The organism is Oceanisphaera pacifica, from assembly GCF_017498065.1.
Taxonomy (GTDB): Bacteria; Pseudomonadota; Gammaproteobacteria; order Enterobacterales; family Aeromonadaceae; genus Oceanimonas; species Oceanimonas pacifica.
Map to the genome: position 1 here is coordinate 125,428 of NZ_JAGDFX010000009.1, position 16,286 is coordinate 141,713.

Sequence of the window (16,286 nt, forward strand, 5' to 3'; positions counted from 1 at the left end):
TCGGCTAAGGGGGCTGATAAGGTCATTAGGTGTTGGTGATGACTGATGCTTAAACACGAGTGTTTAAATACTAGAGCGTTGACGCTTCTTCGTCATCAATTTCGGCGTCTAAATGCGAGTCATCAACATCGCTTGGCCCAATAGGTTGGCCTGCTTGGGCGCGCTTTGCTACCGGTTTGTCTGCGTAACGGTTTAGTTGGCGTTCTAGCTTTTGTCCCAAGTCTTTAATGGCGGCGTATAAGTTATCATCTTCTGCTTTAGCAAACAGGGTGTCATGGCGTACGCCGACTGTCGCTTCTACTTGGTGTTTTAACCCTTCTTTATTAATGATGACCTGCGGCGTAATAAGATCAACTTGGCGCCGAGATAATTTTGCGAAACGACTTTCAATCCGTTCACGAATGGCGGGAGAAATGTCGATAGTGGTGCTAGTAATGGTGATGGACATATAATACCCCCTGGGTGTGCTTTTATGTTTGTGTACGGTTTCAGACTACCCTGACCGTGATTTAATAATGTGATCTATATCAACGTATTAGGGTCCTTGCGTTTATGCAAGTTAAATATGTGATCACATCGTTGCAACTCACACTTATTTGTTGCCAGCATAAGGTGATATCAGCCAGACTCGAACGAATAAGTTTCTTTTACGTAGCGCTTAACTTTATTTTTCGTAGCCCATTGGCAGGGTTAGCACTATTCCTTAGGATGGTGATCTATTTATGAAAAAGGGGATCGCCGTGAGAAAGGTGTTAGGGCTTGGATTGCTGTTACTGGGGCTAAGTGTAGGTGCTGATGCGTCATCAATGCGAGAACAATATCGCGATGCTGAGCAAGCGTTGGATAAAAAAGATGATCTGCGCTTTACCCAGTTACGAAAGGGGTTAAACGAGTATCCCCTCGCCATATATTTAGATTATCAATACCTTGTTAATCACCTTTCTAGTTTACGTACCCGCCAAGTGACCGACTTTATCGCGCAACATCCAGATTCATTACTGTCTGATCGCTTAGAAGGGCGTTATTTATATCGTCTAGCGCGCGAACAACGCTGGCGCGAGTTTTTAGCTCTCTATCCCGAACTTCCCAATAGTGTGGCGTTGCAATGTGCGCATTACCGAGCCAAATGGGCGACGGGCGATAAAGCGATTGCGATGGCGGGTGCCAAAACTTTGTGGTTGTACGGGCACTCTCGGCCCAGCAGCTGCGATCCTTTATTTAGTGCTTGGCATAAAGCCGGTGGCCGTACCGATGAAGATATATGGCAGCGCATATTGCTGGCCTATAACAGTGGAGAGAATGGTTTAGTCAGTTATTTAAGCCGGCAACTGAGTACGTCGGCGCAGCCAGATGCGGCATTTTTACAATCATTAACTAAAAAACCTAAGCAGCTGATCACCGGTGACTTAGTAAAGCCGCAAAATAAACGACAAACTCAAGCCTTAGCCCAAGCATTAGCTAAATTAGCCAATACTGACTATGCCAAAGTGATGAACTTGTACCCCAGCTACCAAAATCAAGCAGGGTTAAGTCAGCCGCAAGTAGCGAAAATAGAGCAAGGGTTGGCACGTCGATTAATGTATAACCGCACGCGGGAATATCGCAGCTGGTTAGATAGTCGTTTGCCGGAGATGGGCAATGATGAGCTATTTGAGCTGCGCGCACGGGTGGCAATTTGGGAGCAAGACTGGAAAAGCTTGCCGCAATGGATTGCTCGATTATCGAGTGATGCTCAGCAAAATAGCCGCTGGTTATATTGGCGTGGCCGTGCACTGAAGGCACAAAATAAAGAGCAAGCTAGCCAACAAGCGTGGCAACAAGCGGCCACCCACCGTAACTACTATGGTTTTTTAGCCGCTCAGCACCTTCAAGCGCCGTTTTCGTTACGTAAAAAGCCACTGGTACCGGCGATAAGCTTAGACGAGGCTCGCCGCCAGTGGCCAGCGGTGGCGCGAGTTGAAGAGTGGCAGGCATTGGGCAAGATAACTGCCGCTCGCAGTGAGTGGTATCATTTATTAGGTAAAGTAAGCAAAACCGATGGTTTAGCGCTGGGCAGCTTAGCGTTACAGCAAAAATGGTACGACAACGCTATTCAGGCCAGTATTCGTATTAAGGCTTGGGATCATCTTGATTTGCGTTTCCCTATTGTGTATCGCGATAACTTTCAACGCCAAGCTAAGCGTTTACAAGTGAGCGAGGCTACCTTATTTGCAATTGCTCGCCAAGAAAGTGCCTTTTATGAACTCGCGCGCTCTCCGGTAGGGGCCGGTGGTTTAATGCAACTGATGCCCGCTACTGCCAAAGCCACGGCGAAAAAGCACGGTATTACTGACTTTAAGCGAGCGTCAGATGTGTATATTCCAAACATCAATATACAGCTGGGCTCTCACTACTTTAAAGAGATGCTGGAGCGTTACAGTCATAACCGCATCGCGGCAATTGCCGCTTATAATGCTGGGCCGCACCGCATTGATCGCTGGCTAAAAAACAGTGGTAGTCGCCCATTTGACGTATGGGTTGAAAATATTCCGTATCGAGAAACTCGTGGCTATGTGCAAAATGTGCTGGCATATTCGGTGATTTATCAAGATATATTAGGTCAATCCCAGACCTTGATTACTCCTTCGGAGCTGCGTTATGTCTACTAGTACATCTACTTATACCGCCGCAAACAGTGTGGCCATAGTGGGGCTTGGCTGGTTAGGTGAGCCGCTGGCGCTTACCTTGTTAGCGCAAGGCTACGCGGTATCTGGCAGTACTACCTGCCAAGATAAAGCCAAGCGATTAGCCAAGGCCGGCATTCAGACTCAGGTTTGGAATATCAATGCGCCACTGCCACCCGTTTGGTCAGCGACATTGGCTGCCCATACCTTGGTATTGTGCGTGCCACCGGGCAAAGTGGATGATTATGCCAACATACTTGGTCAGGTGGCTCGGCTCGCCACAAGCAGTGGTGTGCAGCGAATATTATTTACCAGTGCCACCTCTGTATATGCAGGAATTGGGCATAAGATTGAAGCCGATGCGGCGCCAGATTCAGCACGCGGTGAGCGTATGTTAGCCGCCGAGCAGGCGGTGCAAGGCTGTGGGGCACAAGTGCTGTGTTTGCGGTTGTCAGGTTTAGTGGGCGGCAGCCGTGAGCCAGGGCGCTTTTTGGCGGGCCGCAGTTTTGATGGGGGTAATGAGCCAATAAACCTAGTGGCACAAGAAGATTTATTGCGCTTTATACCGGCTATTTTGGCCAAAGAAGATTGGCCTAGCAGGTTCAATATGAGTGCACCGCATCATCCCAGTCGCCGTGATTTTTATAGCCAAGCGGCAGAGTTTCGCGACCTGCCTGCGCCACAGTTTAGTGGTGGCGGCCAAGGTAAAACCATAGATGGCAGTGCACTAAGCGAGTGGCTGGGGCTAGATTATCAGGTAACAAATTGGTTTGATTGGTTAGCTGAGCGCAATAAACAACATGAAGACTAGTGTATCAAGAGGTCAGGCCGAGCTTATTGAATAGGCGGGCTGACCTCGCTATTTAGTATGATGCAGCGCTCTTTGCTGTTTGTTTATCAAAGTGAACTCTCTAACGCATAAGATTGGGGGCTAATTAAAGGTGCTAACGCTAATATTAAGGTATCGCAATAAAGCTGTCGCCTATTGAGTAAATTGGCTGTTAGCACGCCGATTGCCCCACCTTGTTGCTTACAGTTTGTGAGCTTAAAAAGTCGATCCATAGCCTGACCTAACTCTTCTCCGTGCATGACGGCTTGCACCACAAAGTCTGGCAAGGTCAAGCTGGCGCTACGGCTGGCATTGTCTAGCCCGTTATGTCCTAACACTTGGATCCAAGCAAAGGTTATGCCCTGTTGTTGATGGCGGGTAATGCCGCCTTCCATACCAATCCACAAATCGGCATGGGGCACTTTCTGTTGAGCGGCTAGGGCGCGCTGACGAGCCCCTTGGTAGGTTTCGTTATCGCTCATGGGTTGCTCAGCCACACCGGAGGGCACAGCTAGGCCACTAATATGATAATGCTGTTCAGGAAATATTTGCGCTAACGCTAATCGAGCCGCGTCTATTTTGGCCGGGTTGAGTGATGCAACGACTACATTCAACATATTAGGTTCACCTAGTGTTTAAAATTGCGCTGATAAGAATAAAGCAGATAGGCACGTTAAGTGTTCAGTTAAAGCCAGTTTAGTTTTTGGTGCCTAAGGCCGACGGCTACCTGTTTCACACTTCGCCTATCATCTGCTTTCTTCATTTATAAGGCCTGCGTATAATTATGCCTATTTTTATATATAAAAGAGAATTAAATAATGACTGAGTATGTTGATCCCAGAGGCGACTTATTAATGCGCACCATGGCGATGCCGGCCGATACCAATGCCAATGGCGATATTTTTGGCGGTTGGATCATGTCGCAAATGGATTTGGGCGGCAGCTTGTTGGCCAATGAAGTGGCATTAGGGCGTGTAGGTACGGTTGCGGTGAGTGAAATGAACTTTTCGCGCCCGGTTAAAGTGGGCGATGTCGTCTGCACCCATGGGGAATTAATTAAAGTTGGGCGCACCTCTATTACGGTAAAAGTAGAGGTGTGGGTAAAGCCGGTATTAACCCCCGAAGGCGGCGCACGTTATAAAGTGGCGCAGGCGCAATTTGTTTATGTGGCCATTGATGATAATGGTCGCCCGCGCGCCGTACAGGCTGATTAATGAAGCCATTATGCTTAACCTTGGCTGCCACTTTATTATTAAGTGGTTGCATTGATGTACCTGAAAAAAAGCTGATACATAATGGTAAAGCGGCGGTAGCGCTGGAGTGTACGCGACCTGCTGAGGCAACCAGCTCACCGCTACCCTCAAGCTTCTCACTGTTTAGTTGGAATATTTATAAGCAGCAGGGCGATTGGCAAGCCGAATTAAATGATGGGCTAAATAACCATGATCTATTGCTGTTGCAAGAAGCTAATGCCAGCCCTGATTTACATCAATGGTTGCATCAACAAGATTATCATTGGTTTCAGGTAGCAGCCTTTAATTGGCATGGGGTGAGTAATGGGGTGCTAACGGCAGCCAAAGGACACGCCTCTCAAGCGTGTGGTAAGCGGCTATTAGAGCCGGCTACGCGCATCCCCAAGTCTGTATTATTTAGTTATTACCCGTTAGCAGGTTCGACGCAGCAATTATTAGTGGCTAATCTACATGCGGTTAATTTTTCGTTACGCGGACGCACCTATAACGAACAACTGGATATGATAAGCGAGGTTATTGGTGATTATAGCGGCCCCGTGATAGTGGCGGGCGACTTTAATCGTTGGAATGGTCGCAGAGAAGGTTTTTTGACGCGCTGGGCAAAAAAAGAGCAGCTAACTGAGGCCTTGCCGGCTCCAGATGTACGCACCCGCTTTTGGGGGTATCCATTAGATGCGGTATTTTATCGGGGGCTAACTCTTGATAAAGCACAAAGCTTAGCCTCTGAGGCATCGGATCATAGTGCGTTACAGGTACACTTTAGCGTGCCTTAATATGGCATTCTAAAAAAAATACCGAGTCTTGGCTCGGTATTTCTCTGTTTATCTGGGCTGGGTGCTAGGTTAATTAACCCGCATTTGCGGCCACCACTAAACGTTGCCCGGTGCGCAAGGTATGCTTGTTAGCAAGGCTGTTCCAGCGTAGTAGCTCATTAATGCTTACACTAAAACGACTGGCGATAGCAGATAGTGAATCACCCGATTTCACCTTATAAACTCCCCCCGCGGGTGCTGCAATAGCGGGAGAACCTTGGTAGGGGGTAGGTAACATCAGCTCTTGTCCAATGCGAATAGTGGTACCACTTAAATTATTCGCTTGGCGAATAGCTTGTATGCTAGAGCCATAACGCTGTGCAATGCGCCCTAGGCTATCGCCGCCTTGTACGCGATAAGGCTTATAAGACTTACGTTCTTGTTCAGGTAAGTCGACCATGGCAATTTCAAAGCCTTGCGCATGAGCCACAGGCACTAAAATGTCGGCAAGATGGGTCGGAGAAGTAGCGGTACGCTTAAAGGCTGGGTTAAGTGCTTTAAGTTGCTCGCGTTTCATACCCGCAAGATCGGCCGCCATATGTAAATCCAGTTGCCTGTCTACTTTAATTACCGCCAGTTGTGGACGGTTAGGTAGTGCGGGCACCTCCATTCCATAATGTGTTTCGTGTTTTAGAATATCGGCTAACGCCAGCAGTTTAGGAATGTAGCTTTGGGTCTCTTTAGGTAAAGACAATGACCAGTAGTCAGTAGGCTTACCTTGACGGCGGTTTGCTCTTACCGCGCGTTGTACTCGGCCTTCGCCTGAGTTATAAGCTGCCAACGCTAGCATCCAGTCACCGTCAAAAAACTTATTTAAGTAGGCCATGTAATCTAGCGCAGCGTTAGTAGAGGCCATCACATCGTATCGGCCGTCGTACCAAGTGTCGTATTGCAGGCCAAAATGCTTGCCGGTACTTTTTAGCATTTGCCAGAGACCTGCCGCATGGGCATGGGAATAGGCTTTAGCATCAAAGGTACTTTCAACAACAGGCAATAATACCAGTTCCATTGGCATATCCCGTTTTTCTATCTCTTCCTTTATGAGATAGAGAAACGGTCTGGCGCGCTCTGATACAGAACGCATATAACCTGGGTGTTTCAAATACCACTCGCGCTGAGCCACGACTCTGGGGTGATCCAGTGGCATATCAAGCTGCATTTTATCGGCTAAGTCGGCCCATAAATTTGCTTGGTGTGTGGCAGCTGCCTGTTGGAGCATATCGGTGTTACTTGGCGTCATGCTGTAGGCACGGCCTAAGTCTGCCGTGCGATTGTGTATTTGTAACGACGAGTAAACAGATGATGTATGGTAGAGCTGGTTATTGGCCGCTTCTTTATCGGTGCTGTTTTGAGTATTAGAGGAATATAACCCCTGACAGCCTGCCAAAAGCAAAGCGCTGGATAAAATACAGAGTGTTCTCATGGTGCTCGCATCTCTAAAAAACGGCGGCCAGTGTATGCTTTGTGAGCAATTTAATCAAGTTCGTTAAAAATCATCTTTCCAGCGTCTAAGTGCAGCGAATACCTGAGTACTTTCGGTTAATGGTGCGCCAGCATGGGCTTGTATTGACGCTTTAACGTTGGCTAAGTCACTGCGCAAAAAGACATTAATGGCCTTTTCTAAGCCTATAGAGCTTGGCAAAGTAGGAATGCCTTGCTGGCGACATTTAGCGACACTTTGTATGTGTTTTTTTAGCGCGTTATTGCTGGGTTCAACAGCATAACCAAAGGCTAAGTTAGACTGCGTATACTCATGAGTGCAATACACCTGAGTGGCGTCGGGCAGGGCTTTTAAGCGTTGTAAAGAGTCATACATTTGTTGTGGCGTGCCTTCAAACAAGCGTCCACAACCGCCAGAAAACAGAGTGTCACCACAAAATAATAAAGGGTGGCTAACTGAATCGTTATCATTAGCGGCATAAAAAGCAATATGTCCCAAGGTGTGGCCGGGTACCTTCATTACGTTAAAGGTGAGATTTAATTCCGATAAGTTGAGTGTGTCGCCATCATTAAGTGCGACGGCATTTGAGCTGGGTAATGGCTCGTCTGCCGGAGCATATACTTTGGCATGGGGCCAGTTTTTTAATAATGCTTGTACGCCACCGGTATGATCATAATGATGATGGGTGATCAAAATGTCGGTGAGTATTAGGCCTCGTTCAGCGAGTACCTGCTCTATTGGTGCTGCTTGGCCGGGGTCGACCACCACAGCATGCTTGTTATTCGAGAGTAGCCAGATATAGTTATCTTGAAATGCACAGATGGGGCTAATATTAATCATATTAATACACCTTTATAAAAATGTGAGTGTTAGCTTAACAGAGGCGCAAATTTTGATGAAATCTGCCGATACGCCAAGTGATTGGTCACAGTTACTGCGAGGAACGCATTTTGCCGAGCAATTACAACGCCGGCTAGATGATTGGGCTCCTTCATTATTTGGTTTTAACTTGCTTAAAGTTGATGCGCTGAGTGCATCCCTTTCATTAACAGACAGTCGCTTGTTGCACAGTGTCTATTTGAGTCAGGTAGCAACGCCTAAGCAAGACGCTGCTGCCGATGTATTGGGGGATGCCTGTGCACTGCCGTTTTCTCCTGGCAGTTTAGATGCTTGCTTACTGGCGCATGTATTAGATTTTAGTGAACATCCCCACGCTATATTACGGGAAGTTGAAGTAGGGTTGCACTATGATGGCTGGCTTATTGTTTCTGGCTTTAACCCTTACAGCAGTGCAGGGCTGGCTAGTTTAATGTTTAACCTGAGCCTTAATCCCGAGCCTGCGGGCCATGGTAAGCTACCGCGCTGGAAAAATATGATTGCGCCCGGGCGAGTAGAAGACTGGCTAAAACTGTTAGGTTTTGAAGTGATTAACCGCGATTATATAGGACTCACTCGCTTATTTGATTTTGCAAGCGAGGGGGCTTGGCGGCGGCGTTGCTATCCGCGTTATTGTCCGTCACTGTCTGCCGCCTATATTATTATGGCGCGCAAACGCCGTTATCCACTAACCCCTATCCGCCAATATCAGCCGACAAAGCCAGTACTTCAACCTGGTATGGCTCGCCAGCAGCAACAATTAAAGTCTGGCGCCAAACTCAATCCCCATGACTAAGCATCAATTAGTTAGTAACTAGAGTAAGGTTAAGGTGAAAGTGAATAAGTAGGTGATGGCTCATCTTTACCGTAAAATCTAGCCTTGGTACCCAGTATCATTGAGATTGGCGTCTTGCTCGGCGGCTTGGCGGGCAAGATCATCACAGCGCTCGTTTTCTGGGTGGCCTGAGTGTCCTTTTACCCAGTGCCAAGTCACTTGGTGATGTTGGCACAGAGCATCTAAGCGCTTCCATAAATCGACATTTTTAACTGGTTTTTTTGCCGATGTTTGCCAGCCCTTACGTTTCCAACCGCTGATCCATTGAGTAATGCCTTGTCGAACGTATTGACTGTCTGTGGTTAAATCGACTTTACAAGCGTCGTTTAATGCGGCAAGTCCTTCTATAGCGGCAAGCAACTCCATGCGATTATTAGTGGTGAGTTGATAGCCGCCGCTAAGCTCTTTACGGTGCGCATTATAAACCAGCACAGCCCCATACCCCCCAGGACCTGGGTTACCTAAACAAGAGCCATCGGTATACAGTTCAACCTTTTTCATCTTTAAATATTCGCCATTACACATAAGTAGGGCGGCAGTCTGCCACAGCCGTTATAAAAAGGCAGCCTAAAGCTGTGTTGCTTCTGGCTAGCATAGCAAGTGGCAGTTATTTATACTGACCTTACTTGGGCAGAGGAAGCAGCGATATGTACCAGCAAAACCATTCACGAGTCGTGGTGTTTGATACTGAAACCACCGGTCTTAACACAGAGGCAGGTCCCCATTATATGGGGCATAAGGTGATTGAAATTGGCGCCGTTGAAGTGGTGAATCGACGCTTAACGGGGCGCCATTATCATGTATACCTTAAACCAGATCGAAAAATAGATGAGGAAGCCATTAAGGTACATGGAATAACCGAGGAATTTTTGGCTGATAAACCAGTATTTTCAACGCAAGTAGATGAATTTTTACAGTTTATTCGCGGTGCTGAGATTGTTGCGCATAATGCGCCCTTTGATGTGGGTTTTTTAGATTATGAACTGTCGCTTATTGGACGAAAGGAGCGAATTGAATCCATTTGTCATGTTACTGATACCTTAGCTCTTGCGCGTAAACTGTATCCGGGTAAGCGCAATAACTTAGATGTGTTATGTACCCGTTATGGCATAGACAATAGCCATCGTACTTTGCACGGCGCTTTGCTTGATGCCGAAATATTAGCCGATGTTTACCTGTTGATGACAGGGGGACAAACCAAGCTAAACTTACAAAGCGATACCCAAAAACAAGAAGATAGCGGTGCAATTCAGCGGTTATCGTCAACCAGAAGCCCATTAAAAGTTATTCAAGCTAATCAGCAAGAATTACAAAGCCATGAAGCTAGGCTTGATCTTATTATGGAAAAAGGAGGAAGCTGTTTATGGCGCACCTAACCTCTCGTAGCCTAATGCTAGGGGCGCTATTACTGATTACTTTTTTCAGTACTGCCAGTGAACAAAGCGCACGCTGGTTAAGTAATACTTTTCGAATAGATCCTTCCGTTAGCTCTGTTACCTTGTTTATTGAGCGAGAGTTAGAGAGTAGCCCTGTGGTGCTTATTCGCCCTGATGGCAGTAAATATTACCATCAGGATCACCCCGATAACATTAGCTGGGCCAGTAGCACTAATAGAGATGTGATCACACTATGGCAACCCGAACCTGGGCCATGGCAAGCAACGGGCAAAGTAAATAAAAATAGAGGTATCTCTTTGGTGAGTGAGTTTTCATTAGTCACTACACCACTCGCCAATAGGTTATATCAGCAAGAGATATTAAAGATAAACGCTGAATTGCAACATAATAACACGCGACTAGATGCCAATTACTATCTGAAAGATTTATCATTGCAAGCACAGCTAATTAATCTAAAAGACGATTACGAGGCACAATTTGCGCCTGCGCCCTTAGTGATTGGCAAGTTTATGGATGACGGACTTGCGTTAGATGCCTACCCCAATGATGGAGAAATGACGGCAGAGGTTGTGCTAGATACTTTGCCTGGAGAGTACTTATATCAGGTAACTATTAGTAATGAAGTGCTGGCGCGAACGCAAGAACAGACTGTGCTTATCTACCCAATGCCACTAAAAGTTAACTTTTCAACCCCAAACGCACTGAGTAAATGGCAGATAAATACTCAGGCAGATCATGAATTAGTTGCCGACTCTTTAGTGGTTACTGGCGAACTCACCACGCCCTCACAGCAACGTATTCCTATCTCGGGGACAGGTAAAATTATTAATTTGCCTGACGCATTAGAAAGCGGTAATTATTATTGGAAAGGTCAGGCTTTTGTCACCAATACCGAAGGCCGAGAAATTCAACTTAACTTAGCTAAGCAAGTCATTAGAGTGAGTCCACCCGTTAGCATAACAGACGATGTTGTTGTTAAAGAGCGCCCTATGAATATGCTCCCAATTATTATTGGTGCGGTGAGCACCTTATTACTACTGGCCGCGATAGTTTGGTTGATACGCAAGCGAAAAAAATCAAAAGCACAACCACAAACCAAATAAACAAAAACCAACGAGTGCTAACCCAGCCACCACTAATGAGACACCCAGTTTATCAAGTACCACTAATCGGACACCCAGCTTATTAGGCTGGGTTTAAAACGAAACATCAGCCATTCAGCCCATCAAACACTACCAATTAGACACCCAGTCTACCAAGTGCACAGCTGAATTGGTTGATTTTTATACGCCTGTCTATACTTAATATGTTCAAACCAAAACATGTTAAGGAGGCAAGTATGCCTAAGCCACGAGTAGAGCAAATTAGTTTACAGGATACTTCTGTGACTCTCGTAACAAAGAAGCGTTGCAAATAGGTTTTAGGTTTAGGTTTAGGTTTTAACTTGGCGGCTAGGAGTCGGGCACAGGGCGCTGTTTTTTAACTGACAGCTTATAGCTGACGGCTTACAGCTCCCCGAAGGGCGTTTAAACAGCCATACGCTTTACGCTGACCGCTATACGAAAAAGCCAAACCGGTGTTTCTTTAACGTATAGCGATAAGTTCAGCTTTCAGGTAAAGAAATGGATTGCTTCGTGCCTCGCAATGACCCAAGGCGGTCTGGGTTTTCTGTAGTCCCACGCTTCAGCTGTGGGTTCTGCGAAGCAGAAATGTGAGATTTTTCTTTAACTGATAGCTTATGGCTGACGGCTTACAGCTTTTCTTTCAGATCTAATCTCTATTTTTCCGTGGCTTCCGCGTTCTTCCGTTGCAAATAGGTTTTAGGTTTAGGTTTTAACTCGGTGCTTGGCGCTGTTTTTAACTCAACTTTTTAAGTTATCCGCCGATACATTTACAACAAATATTATTTTTAAATGTATGATGATACGGTCATACTTTATCGCCTTTGGAATACTATGATTTCACCTTTGCTGCCTGCTAATGAAGCTGAGCGTTTGGCTTTGTTGCATGAACTAAAAATACTGGACACCCCAGCTGAGCCTGCATTTGATCAACTGATGGAACTCACCGCTCAGGTGTTGCAGGTGCCTATTGCTTTGGTGTCTTTAATTGACACTAATCGCCAATGGTTTAAAGCCAAAGTTGGGCTGGATGCTTGTGAAACAGGGCGAGATATCTCTTTTTGTGGTCATGTGGTGGCCGACAATAAACCGCTAATTGTAGAAGATGCGCGTAAAGATGCGCGGTTTGCTGATAACCCTTTAGTAACCGGCGAGGCAAGTATTCGCTTTTATGCGGGTATTCCTTTGCATGTTTATGATGAAAAGGGCGCTCAGGCTTGTTTGGGTACTTTATGTATTATTGACACTCAGCCCCGCCAGTTAAGCGAGCAGCAGCTTAGTCAGTTAACCATGTTTGCCAAACAGGCAGAGCAATTATTGTTACTGCACCAGCAGCGTTTGTTGTTGGAGCATCAAGGTATGTTAAGTGATTATCGGCTGGCGCAGTACGAGGCTATTACCACTGGGGCGGCGGCTGGAATTATACGCATTAATGGCCAAGGGTTAATTCAAGAGATCAATAATTTTGCCTTAACCTTGTTGGGCTATAAACGTGGCGAGGTTATTAATCGTAATGTTAAGGTATTAATGCCCTCACAATGGGCAGATCATCATGACGGCTATATCGATAATTATATACACACAGGTACTAAAAAAATTATTGGCCAAGGTAGGCGTGTATGTGCGCAACATAAAGATGGGCGTCACATTCCTATTCATTTAGCGGTAGAACAAATACGAGATCCGCATCATACAGATAATATCGAGTTTATTGGTATTTTAACGGACTTAACCGATGAATTTGAGGCAGAGCAGCGTGAGCGAGATGAACATGCGCTGCTGCGCTCTATTATTGATGCCAGCCGCGACCCCATTTTTGCCGTTAATGGGCAGGGGGAGTATTTAATTGCTAACCAAGCCTTTATTGATCTGTTTCCTGAGTCTATTACGGATGTGACAGGCTTAACGCCTGCTGGTTTTTTTACTCCTACATTGCTACAAGCTGCATTAGAAAGTGACAGTCGGGTGTTTGAAACTGGGCGCACAGAAAGTGTGCGCATTGAGCTTGATGCCGATACTCGTTTTGATGTTACCAAATCGCCATTGTTGAATGCGGCTGGTGAAATCTATGGCGTAGTGAGTGTGGCGCATAATATTAATGATATTTGGCATACTCAGCGCAAGCTAGAGAAGCAGCAACAGTTATTAAGTGTGCTACATAGAGGGTTAACGGATTATCATGCGCTTATGTCGGGTAATCAGTTGTGGGCGTTTTTAAAAGCGGCGTTAAGAGAACTCACCAACAGTCAGTATCTGTTTATAGGTGAAGTGCTAACCGAAAATGAGCTGCCAGTATTAAAAATGCACGCCATTACTGAGCCTGAGCCGGATTGGAATGAAGATTTTAAATCTATTATTTATCAGCTACGCTCGGGTGAAATAAAGATCAGAAATACTAATAATATTATAGGACAAGTGTTTGATCAGGGTAGGGTGATTATTAATAATGACTTAAGTGGTCAGCAGATTGAGGGTTTTCCTGAAGGGCATCCCCCTTTTCATAATTACTTAGGCGTGCCCATTATTTCTGATGGTGAAGTGATTGGCATGTATGCCATGACCAATTGTGAGGAAGATTACACTCAAGACTTGGTTACTTGGCTAGAGCCGTTTAACTCAACGTGCGCCTTATTAATTAAGCTATATCGACAGCTTAATGAGCAAGAAGAGTTTACTGCGCAACTGCGTGAAGCGAGAGACGCAGCGGAGCAAGCTAGCAGAGCAAAAACTGACTTTTTATCTTCTATGAGCCATGAGTTGCGCACGCCACTTAATGCGATTATGGGCTTTGCTCAGTTATTAGAAAGCAATAAACGTACGCCGTTAAATGATCGGCAGTATCGGCAAGTGGAACAAATTTATAAAAGTGGCGGCCATTTGCTTAATTTAATTAATGAAGTGCTTGATTTGGCTAAAATAGAGGTCGGGCATATTAATATGTCGCTAGAGCCCATTACCTTGTATGAAGTTGTGTCTGAGGCTTGTGATGGACTAATGCCTATTGCCAAGAAATACCATATTCAACTTGAGGTTGATAATAGTTTGCAACAAGCACCGTTAATTACTGCAGACTATACTCGTCTAAAACAAGTGATTATTAACTTGGTGAGTAATGCTATTAAGTATAACCAAGCTCATGGTCGAGTGGATGTTTTCTGTCAAGCACAACAAGATATGTTAGTGATATCGATAAAAGACACGGGTAAAGGTGTAGATCCTAAAGATATGGATCAGCTATTTAAACCATTTAATCGCTTGGGTGCCGAAAATAGCGCCATTGAAGGAACAGGCGTTGGGCTTGCGTTAACTAAAAATATTATTGAGAAAATGGGCGGTTATATAGGCGTAAAAAGTGAGTTAGAGCAGGGCAGTGAGTTTTGGTTTAAACTCCCGTTGGTGGAGAGTGCAAAAAACCATATTGAGCTAGACATTACAGCTCAACCGGCAACCTTAACAACGCAGTTGTCGCCGGCTATTTCTCAAGCAAAACTAAATACCATTTTGTATGTTGAAGATAACCCTGCTAATCAAAGGTTAATGAAAGATGTGGTTGCTGAACAAGATGATATGCAGTTAATATGTGCCCATTCTGCAGAGTTAGCCTTTGAAATTGCCTGTTCTGATCCGCCTGATTTAATTTTAATGGATATCAACTTACCCGGTATGAGTGGTATTGATGCCGCAAGTTTGTTAGGTCGTAACCCGTTAACCGCTAATATTCCTATGGTTGCCTTATCTGCTAATGCCATGTCTAGCGATGTTAAAAAAGCCAGTCAAGCAGGCTTTAAAGAATATTTAACTAAACCGATTAATGTTCAGCAGTTGCTTGTCGTGTTAAATACGTTATTGGAGCCTACTCGATAATGCCAAAAATACCCCTTGTTTATGATAATGCCGACATTTTAATTGTTGATGATAATCCGGTTAATGTTGAAGTTATTTTTCAGCTGCTAGAAGATTATGGCTATAAAGCGGTGCGCAGTGAAACTGACTCTCGGTGTGTTGAGTCTTTGCTTGCAGATAAAATGCCGGATCTCATTTTGCTTGATATTCGTATGCCGCATATTGATGGTTATCAGATACTTGAATTATTAAAAAAGCGTTGGCCTGATCAAGCACCTCCGGTGATTGTGTTGAGTGCACAAATTGATCCCGAAACGCGCTTACAATCACTAAACTTAGGCGCGCGCGATTTTTTATCTAAACCTTTTGATCGCTTAGAAGTATTACAGCGCATTCACAACACCTTAGAACTGCACTTTTTGTTACGCGATCGCAGTGATCGAGCTGAGTTATTAGAAGACTTAGTTAAGCAACGTACCGCAGATTTACAGCGGTTATCGTTAGCTGATCCCGTGACAGAGCGGCCTAATCGCCGTGGTTTATTGGCGCTGCTAAAAGAGAAATTACACCAAGAGCAACAGCAACAACAAGTCTCGTCCATAAAGGCCATGGCAGTGCAGCCTCTCGCATTACACAGTGCCGAAGCCATACTGTATTTTATTGTACTTGAAGGCATGGATGAGATTGCGCGCATGCACGGCTATCACACCAGTGAAATGTTAAGTAAGGCGGTGGGCGATCGTTTGCAGCGCTGCGCAACGCTTTATTCAGTTAACCACGGCCTGCAGCAGTTAGGGGTGTGGGGGGGCAATGAGTGGTTGCTTTTAGAATTTGGTCAAGCGACAGAAAACTCGATAGCCACTCGAGCTAATCAACTGATTGAGTTTATGAATCAGCCTTTTAAGGTTGATAATTTATTACTGCATATAGGCGTGCGTATAGGGATTAGTCACAGTGGCTTTGTTTATCAATCGGCAGAAGATTTAGTGCGCTTAGCGTCTATGGCACTGCCCACAGAGCATAATAGTTGGCAGTGGTATCAACCTGAATTAGAACAACATATTGTTAGTCTTAACCGTTGTCGTCAAGCAGGGCAACCGCATGAGTGTTTAGTTTTTAACCATTGAAGATATTCCTGCCATCAACACCTTCTCAAGATGCGCTGTTTTCATCCAGCATCGTCGTTGTTTACCAACAATACTGAGTTTCGTTGGTT

Annotated in this window: 14 protein-coding genes; 9 read left to right on the plus strand and 5 right to left on the minus strand. The window is 45.4% G+C overall.

Annotated elements, in window-relative coordinates; genetic code table 11:
• Nucleotides 1–70: 70 nt before the first annotated feature.
• On the minus strand, nucleotides 71–448 hold the full coding sequence (gene hpf / locus J3U76_RS09265; protein WP_208005683.1) for a ribosome hibernation-promoting factor, HPF/YfiA family: 378 nt from the start codon (nucleotides 446–448) through the stop codon (nucleotides 71–73).
• Nucleotides 449–740: 292 nt separating this feature from the next.
• Here hpf and J3U76_RS09270 point away from each other — a divergent pair, with 292 nt between their 5' ends.
• The gene (locus tag J3U76_RS09270) at nucleotides 741–2,648 is read left to right on the plus strand and encodes a transglycosylase SLT domain-containing protein (protein ID WP_208005684.1); all 1,908 of its coding nucleotides are present in this window, start codon (nucleotides 741–743) and stop codon (nucleotides 2,646–2,648) included.
• Nucleotides 2,638–3,474 (plus strand): NAD(P)-binding domain-containing protein, encoded by an 837-nt coding sequence (locus J3U76_RS09275; protein ID WP_208005685.1) that lies wholly within the window; start codon nucleotides 2,638–2,640, stop codon nucleotides 3,472–3,474. The genes J3U76_RS09270 and J3U76_RS09275 overlap by 11 nt, the downstream gene beginning before the upstream one ends.
• Before the next feature lie 86 nt (nucleotides 3,475–3,560).
• Here the strand turns inward: J3U76_RS09275 and yjjX are convergent, their stop codons facing one another.
• Nucleotides 3,561–4,109 (minus strand): inosine/xanthosine triphosphatase, encoded by a 549-nt coding sequence (gene yjjX, locus J3U76_RS09280; protein ID WP_208005686.1) that lies wholly within the window; start codon nucleotides 4,107–4,109, stop codon nucleotides 3,561–3,563.
• Between the two features lie 201 nt (nucleotides 4,110–4,310).
• Here yjjX and yciA point away from each other — a divergent pair, with 201 nt between their 5' ends.
• Both yciA and J3U76_RS09290 read left to right on the plus strand, forming a co-directional pair.
• Entirely contained in the window at nucleotides 4,311–4,706 is a 396-nt protein-coding gene (gene yciA, locus J3U76_RS09285) for an acyl-CoA thioester hydrolase YciA (RefSeq protein WP_208005687.1), read from the plus strand.
• Complete coding sequence (locus J3U76_RS09290; protein ID WP_208005688.1) at nucleotides 4,706–5,518, plus strand: endonuclease/exonuclease/phosphatase family protein; 813 nt, start codon at nucleotides 4,706–4,708, stop codon at nucleotides 5,516–5,518. The genes yciA and J3U76_RS09290 overlap by 1 nt, the downstream gene beginning before the upstream one ends.
• Nucleotides 5,519–5,591: 73 nt before the next feature.
• On the opposite strand, the gene J3U76_RS09295 is transcribed toward J3U76_RS09290, so the two are convergent.
• Nucleotides 5,592–6,980, minus strand: coding sequence for a LysM peptidoglycan-binding domain-containing protein (locus tag J3U76_RS09295; RefSeq protein WP_208005689.1), 1,389 nt, complete (start codon nucleotides 6,978–6,980; stop codon nucleotides 5,592–5,594).
• 63 nt (nucleotides 6,981–7,043) lie between these two features.
• Nucleotides 7,044–7,838, minus strand: a complete 795-nt coding sequence (gene gloB / locus J3U76_RS09300) for a hydroxyacylglutathione hydrolase (protein WP_243454170.1) — start codon at nucleotides 7,836–7,838, stop codon at nucleotides 7,044–7,046.
• Nucleotides 7,839–7,893: 55 nt separating this feature from the next.
• On the opposite strand from gloB, the gene J3U76_RS09305 reads away from it, so the two are divergent.
• The gene (locus J3U76_RS09305) at nucleotides 7,894–8,670 is read left to right on the plus strand and encodes a class I SAM-dependent methyltransferase (protein WP_208005690.1); all 777 of its coding nucleotides are present in this window, start codon (nucleotides 7,894–7,896) and stop codon (nucleotides 8,668–8,670) included.
• A 78-nt stretch (nucleotides 8,671–8,748) separates the two neighbouring features.
• On the opposite strand, the gene rnhA is transcribed toward J3U76_RS09305, so the two are convergent.
• Complete coding sequence (gene rnhA / locus J3U76_RS09310; protein ID WP_208005691.1) at nucleotides 8,749–9,210, minus strand: ribonuclease HI; 462 nt, start codon at nucleotides 9,208–9,210, stop codon at nucleotides 8,749–8,751.
• Between the two features lie 146 nt (nucleotides 9,211–9,356).
• On the opposite strand from rnhA, the gene dnaQ reads away from it, so the two are divergent.
• The 4 genes from dnaQ to J3U76_RS09330 all read left to right on the plus strand — a co-directional run bounded on the left by dnaQ (nucleotide 9,357) and on the right by J3U76_RS09330 (nucleotide 16,197).
• A complete protein-coding gene (gene dnaQ / locus J3U76_RS09315; RefSeq protein ID WP_208005692.1) occupies nucleotides 9,357–10,085 on the plus strand; it encodes a DNA polymerase III subunit epsilon in 729 nt (242 codons plus the stop codon).
• Nucleotides 10,073–11,209, plus strand: coding sequence for a hypothetical protein (locus J3U76_RS09320; RefSeq protein ID WP_208005693.1), 1,137 nt, complete (start codon nucleotides 10,073–10,075; stop codon nucleotides 11,207–11,209). The genes dnaQ and J3U76_RS09320 overlap by 13 nt, the downstream gene beginning before the upstream one ends.
• An 852-nt stretch (nucleotides 11,210–12,061) precedes the next feature.
• Nucleotides 12,062–15,091, plus strand: coding sequence for a hybrid sensor histidine kinase/response regulator (locus tag J3U76_RS09325; protein WP_208005694.1), 3,030 nt, complete (start codon nucleotides 12,062–12,064; stop codon nucleotides 15,089–15,091).
• Nucleotides 15,091–16,197 (plus strand): response regulator, encoded by a 1,107-nt coding sequence (locus J3U76_RS09330; protein ID WP_208005695.1) that lies wholly within the window; start codon nucleotides 15,091–15,093, stop codon nucleotides 16,195–16,197. Before J3U76_RS09325 ends, J3U76_RS09330 begins: the two co-directional genes overlap by 1 nt.
• Nucleotides 16,198–16,286: the final 89 nt, after the last annotated feature.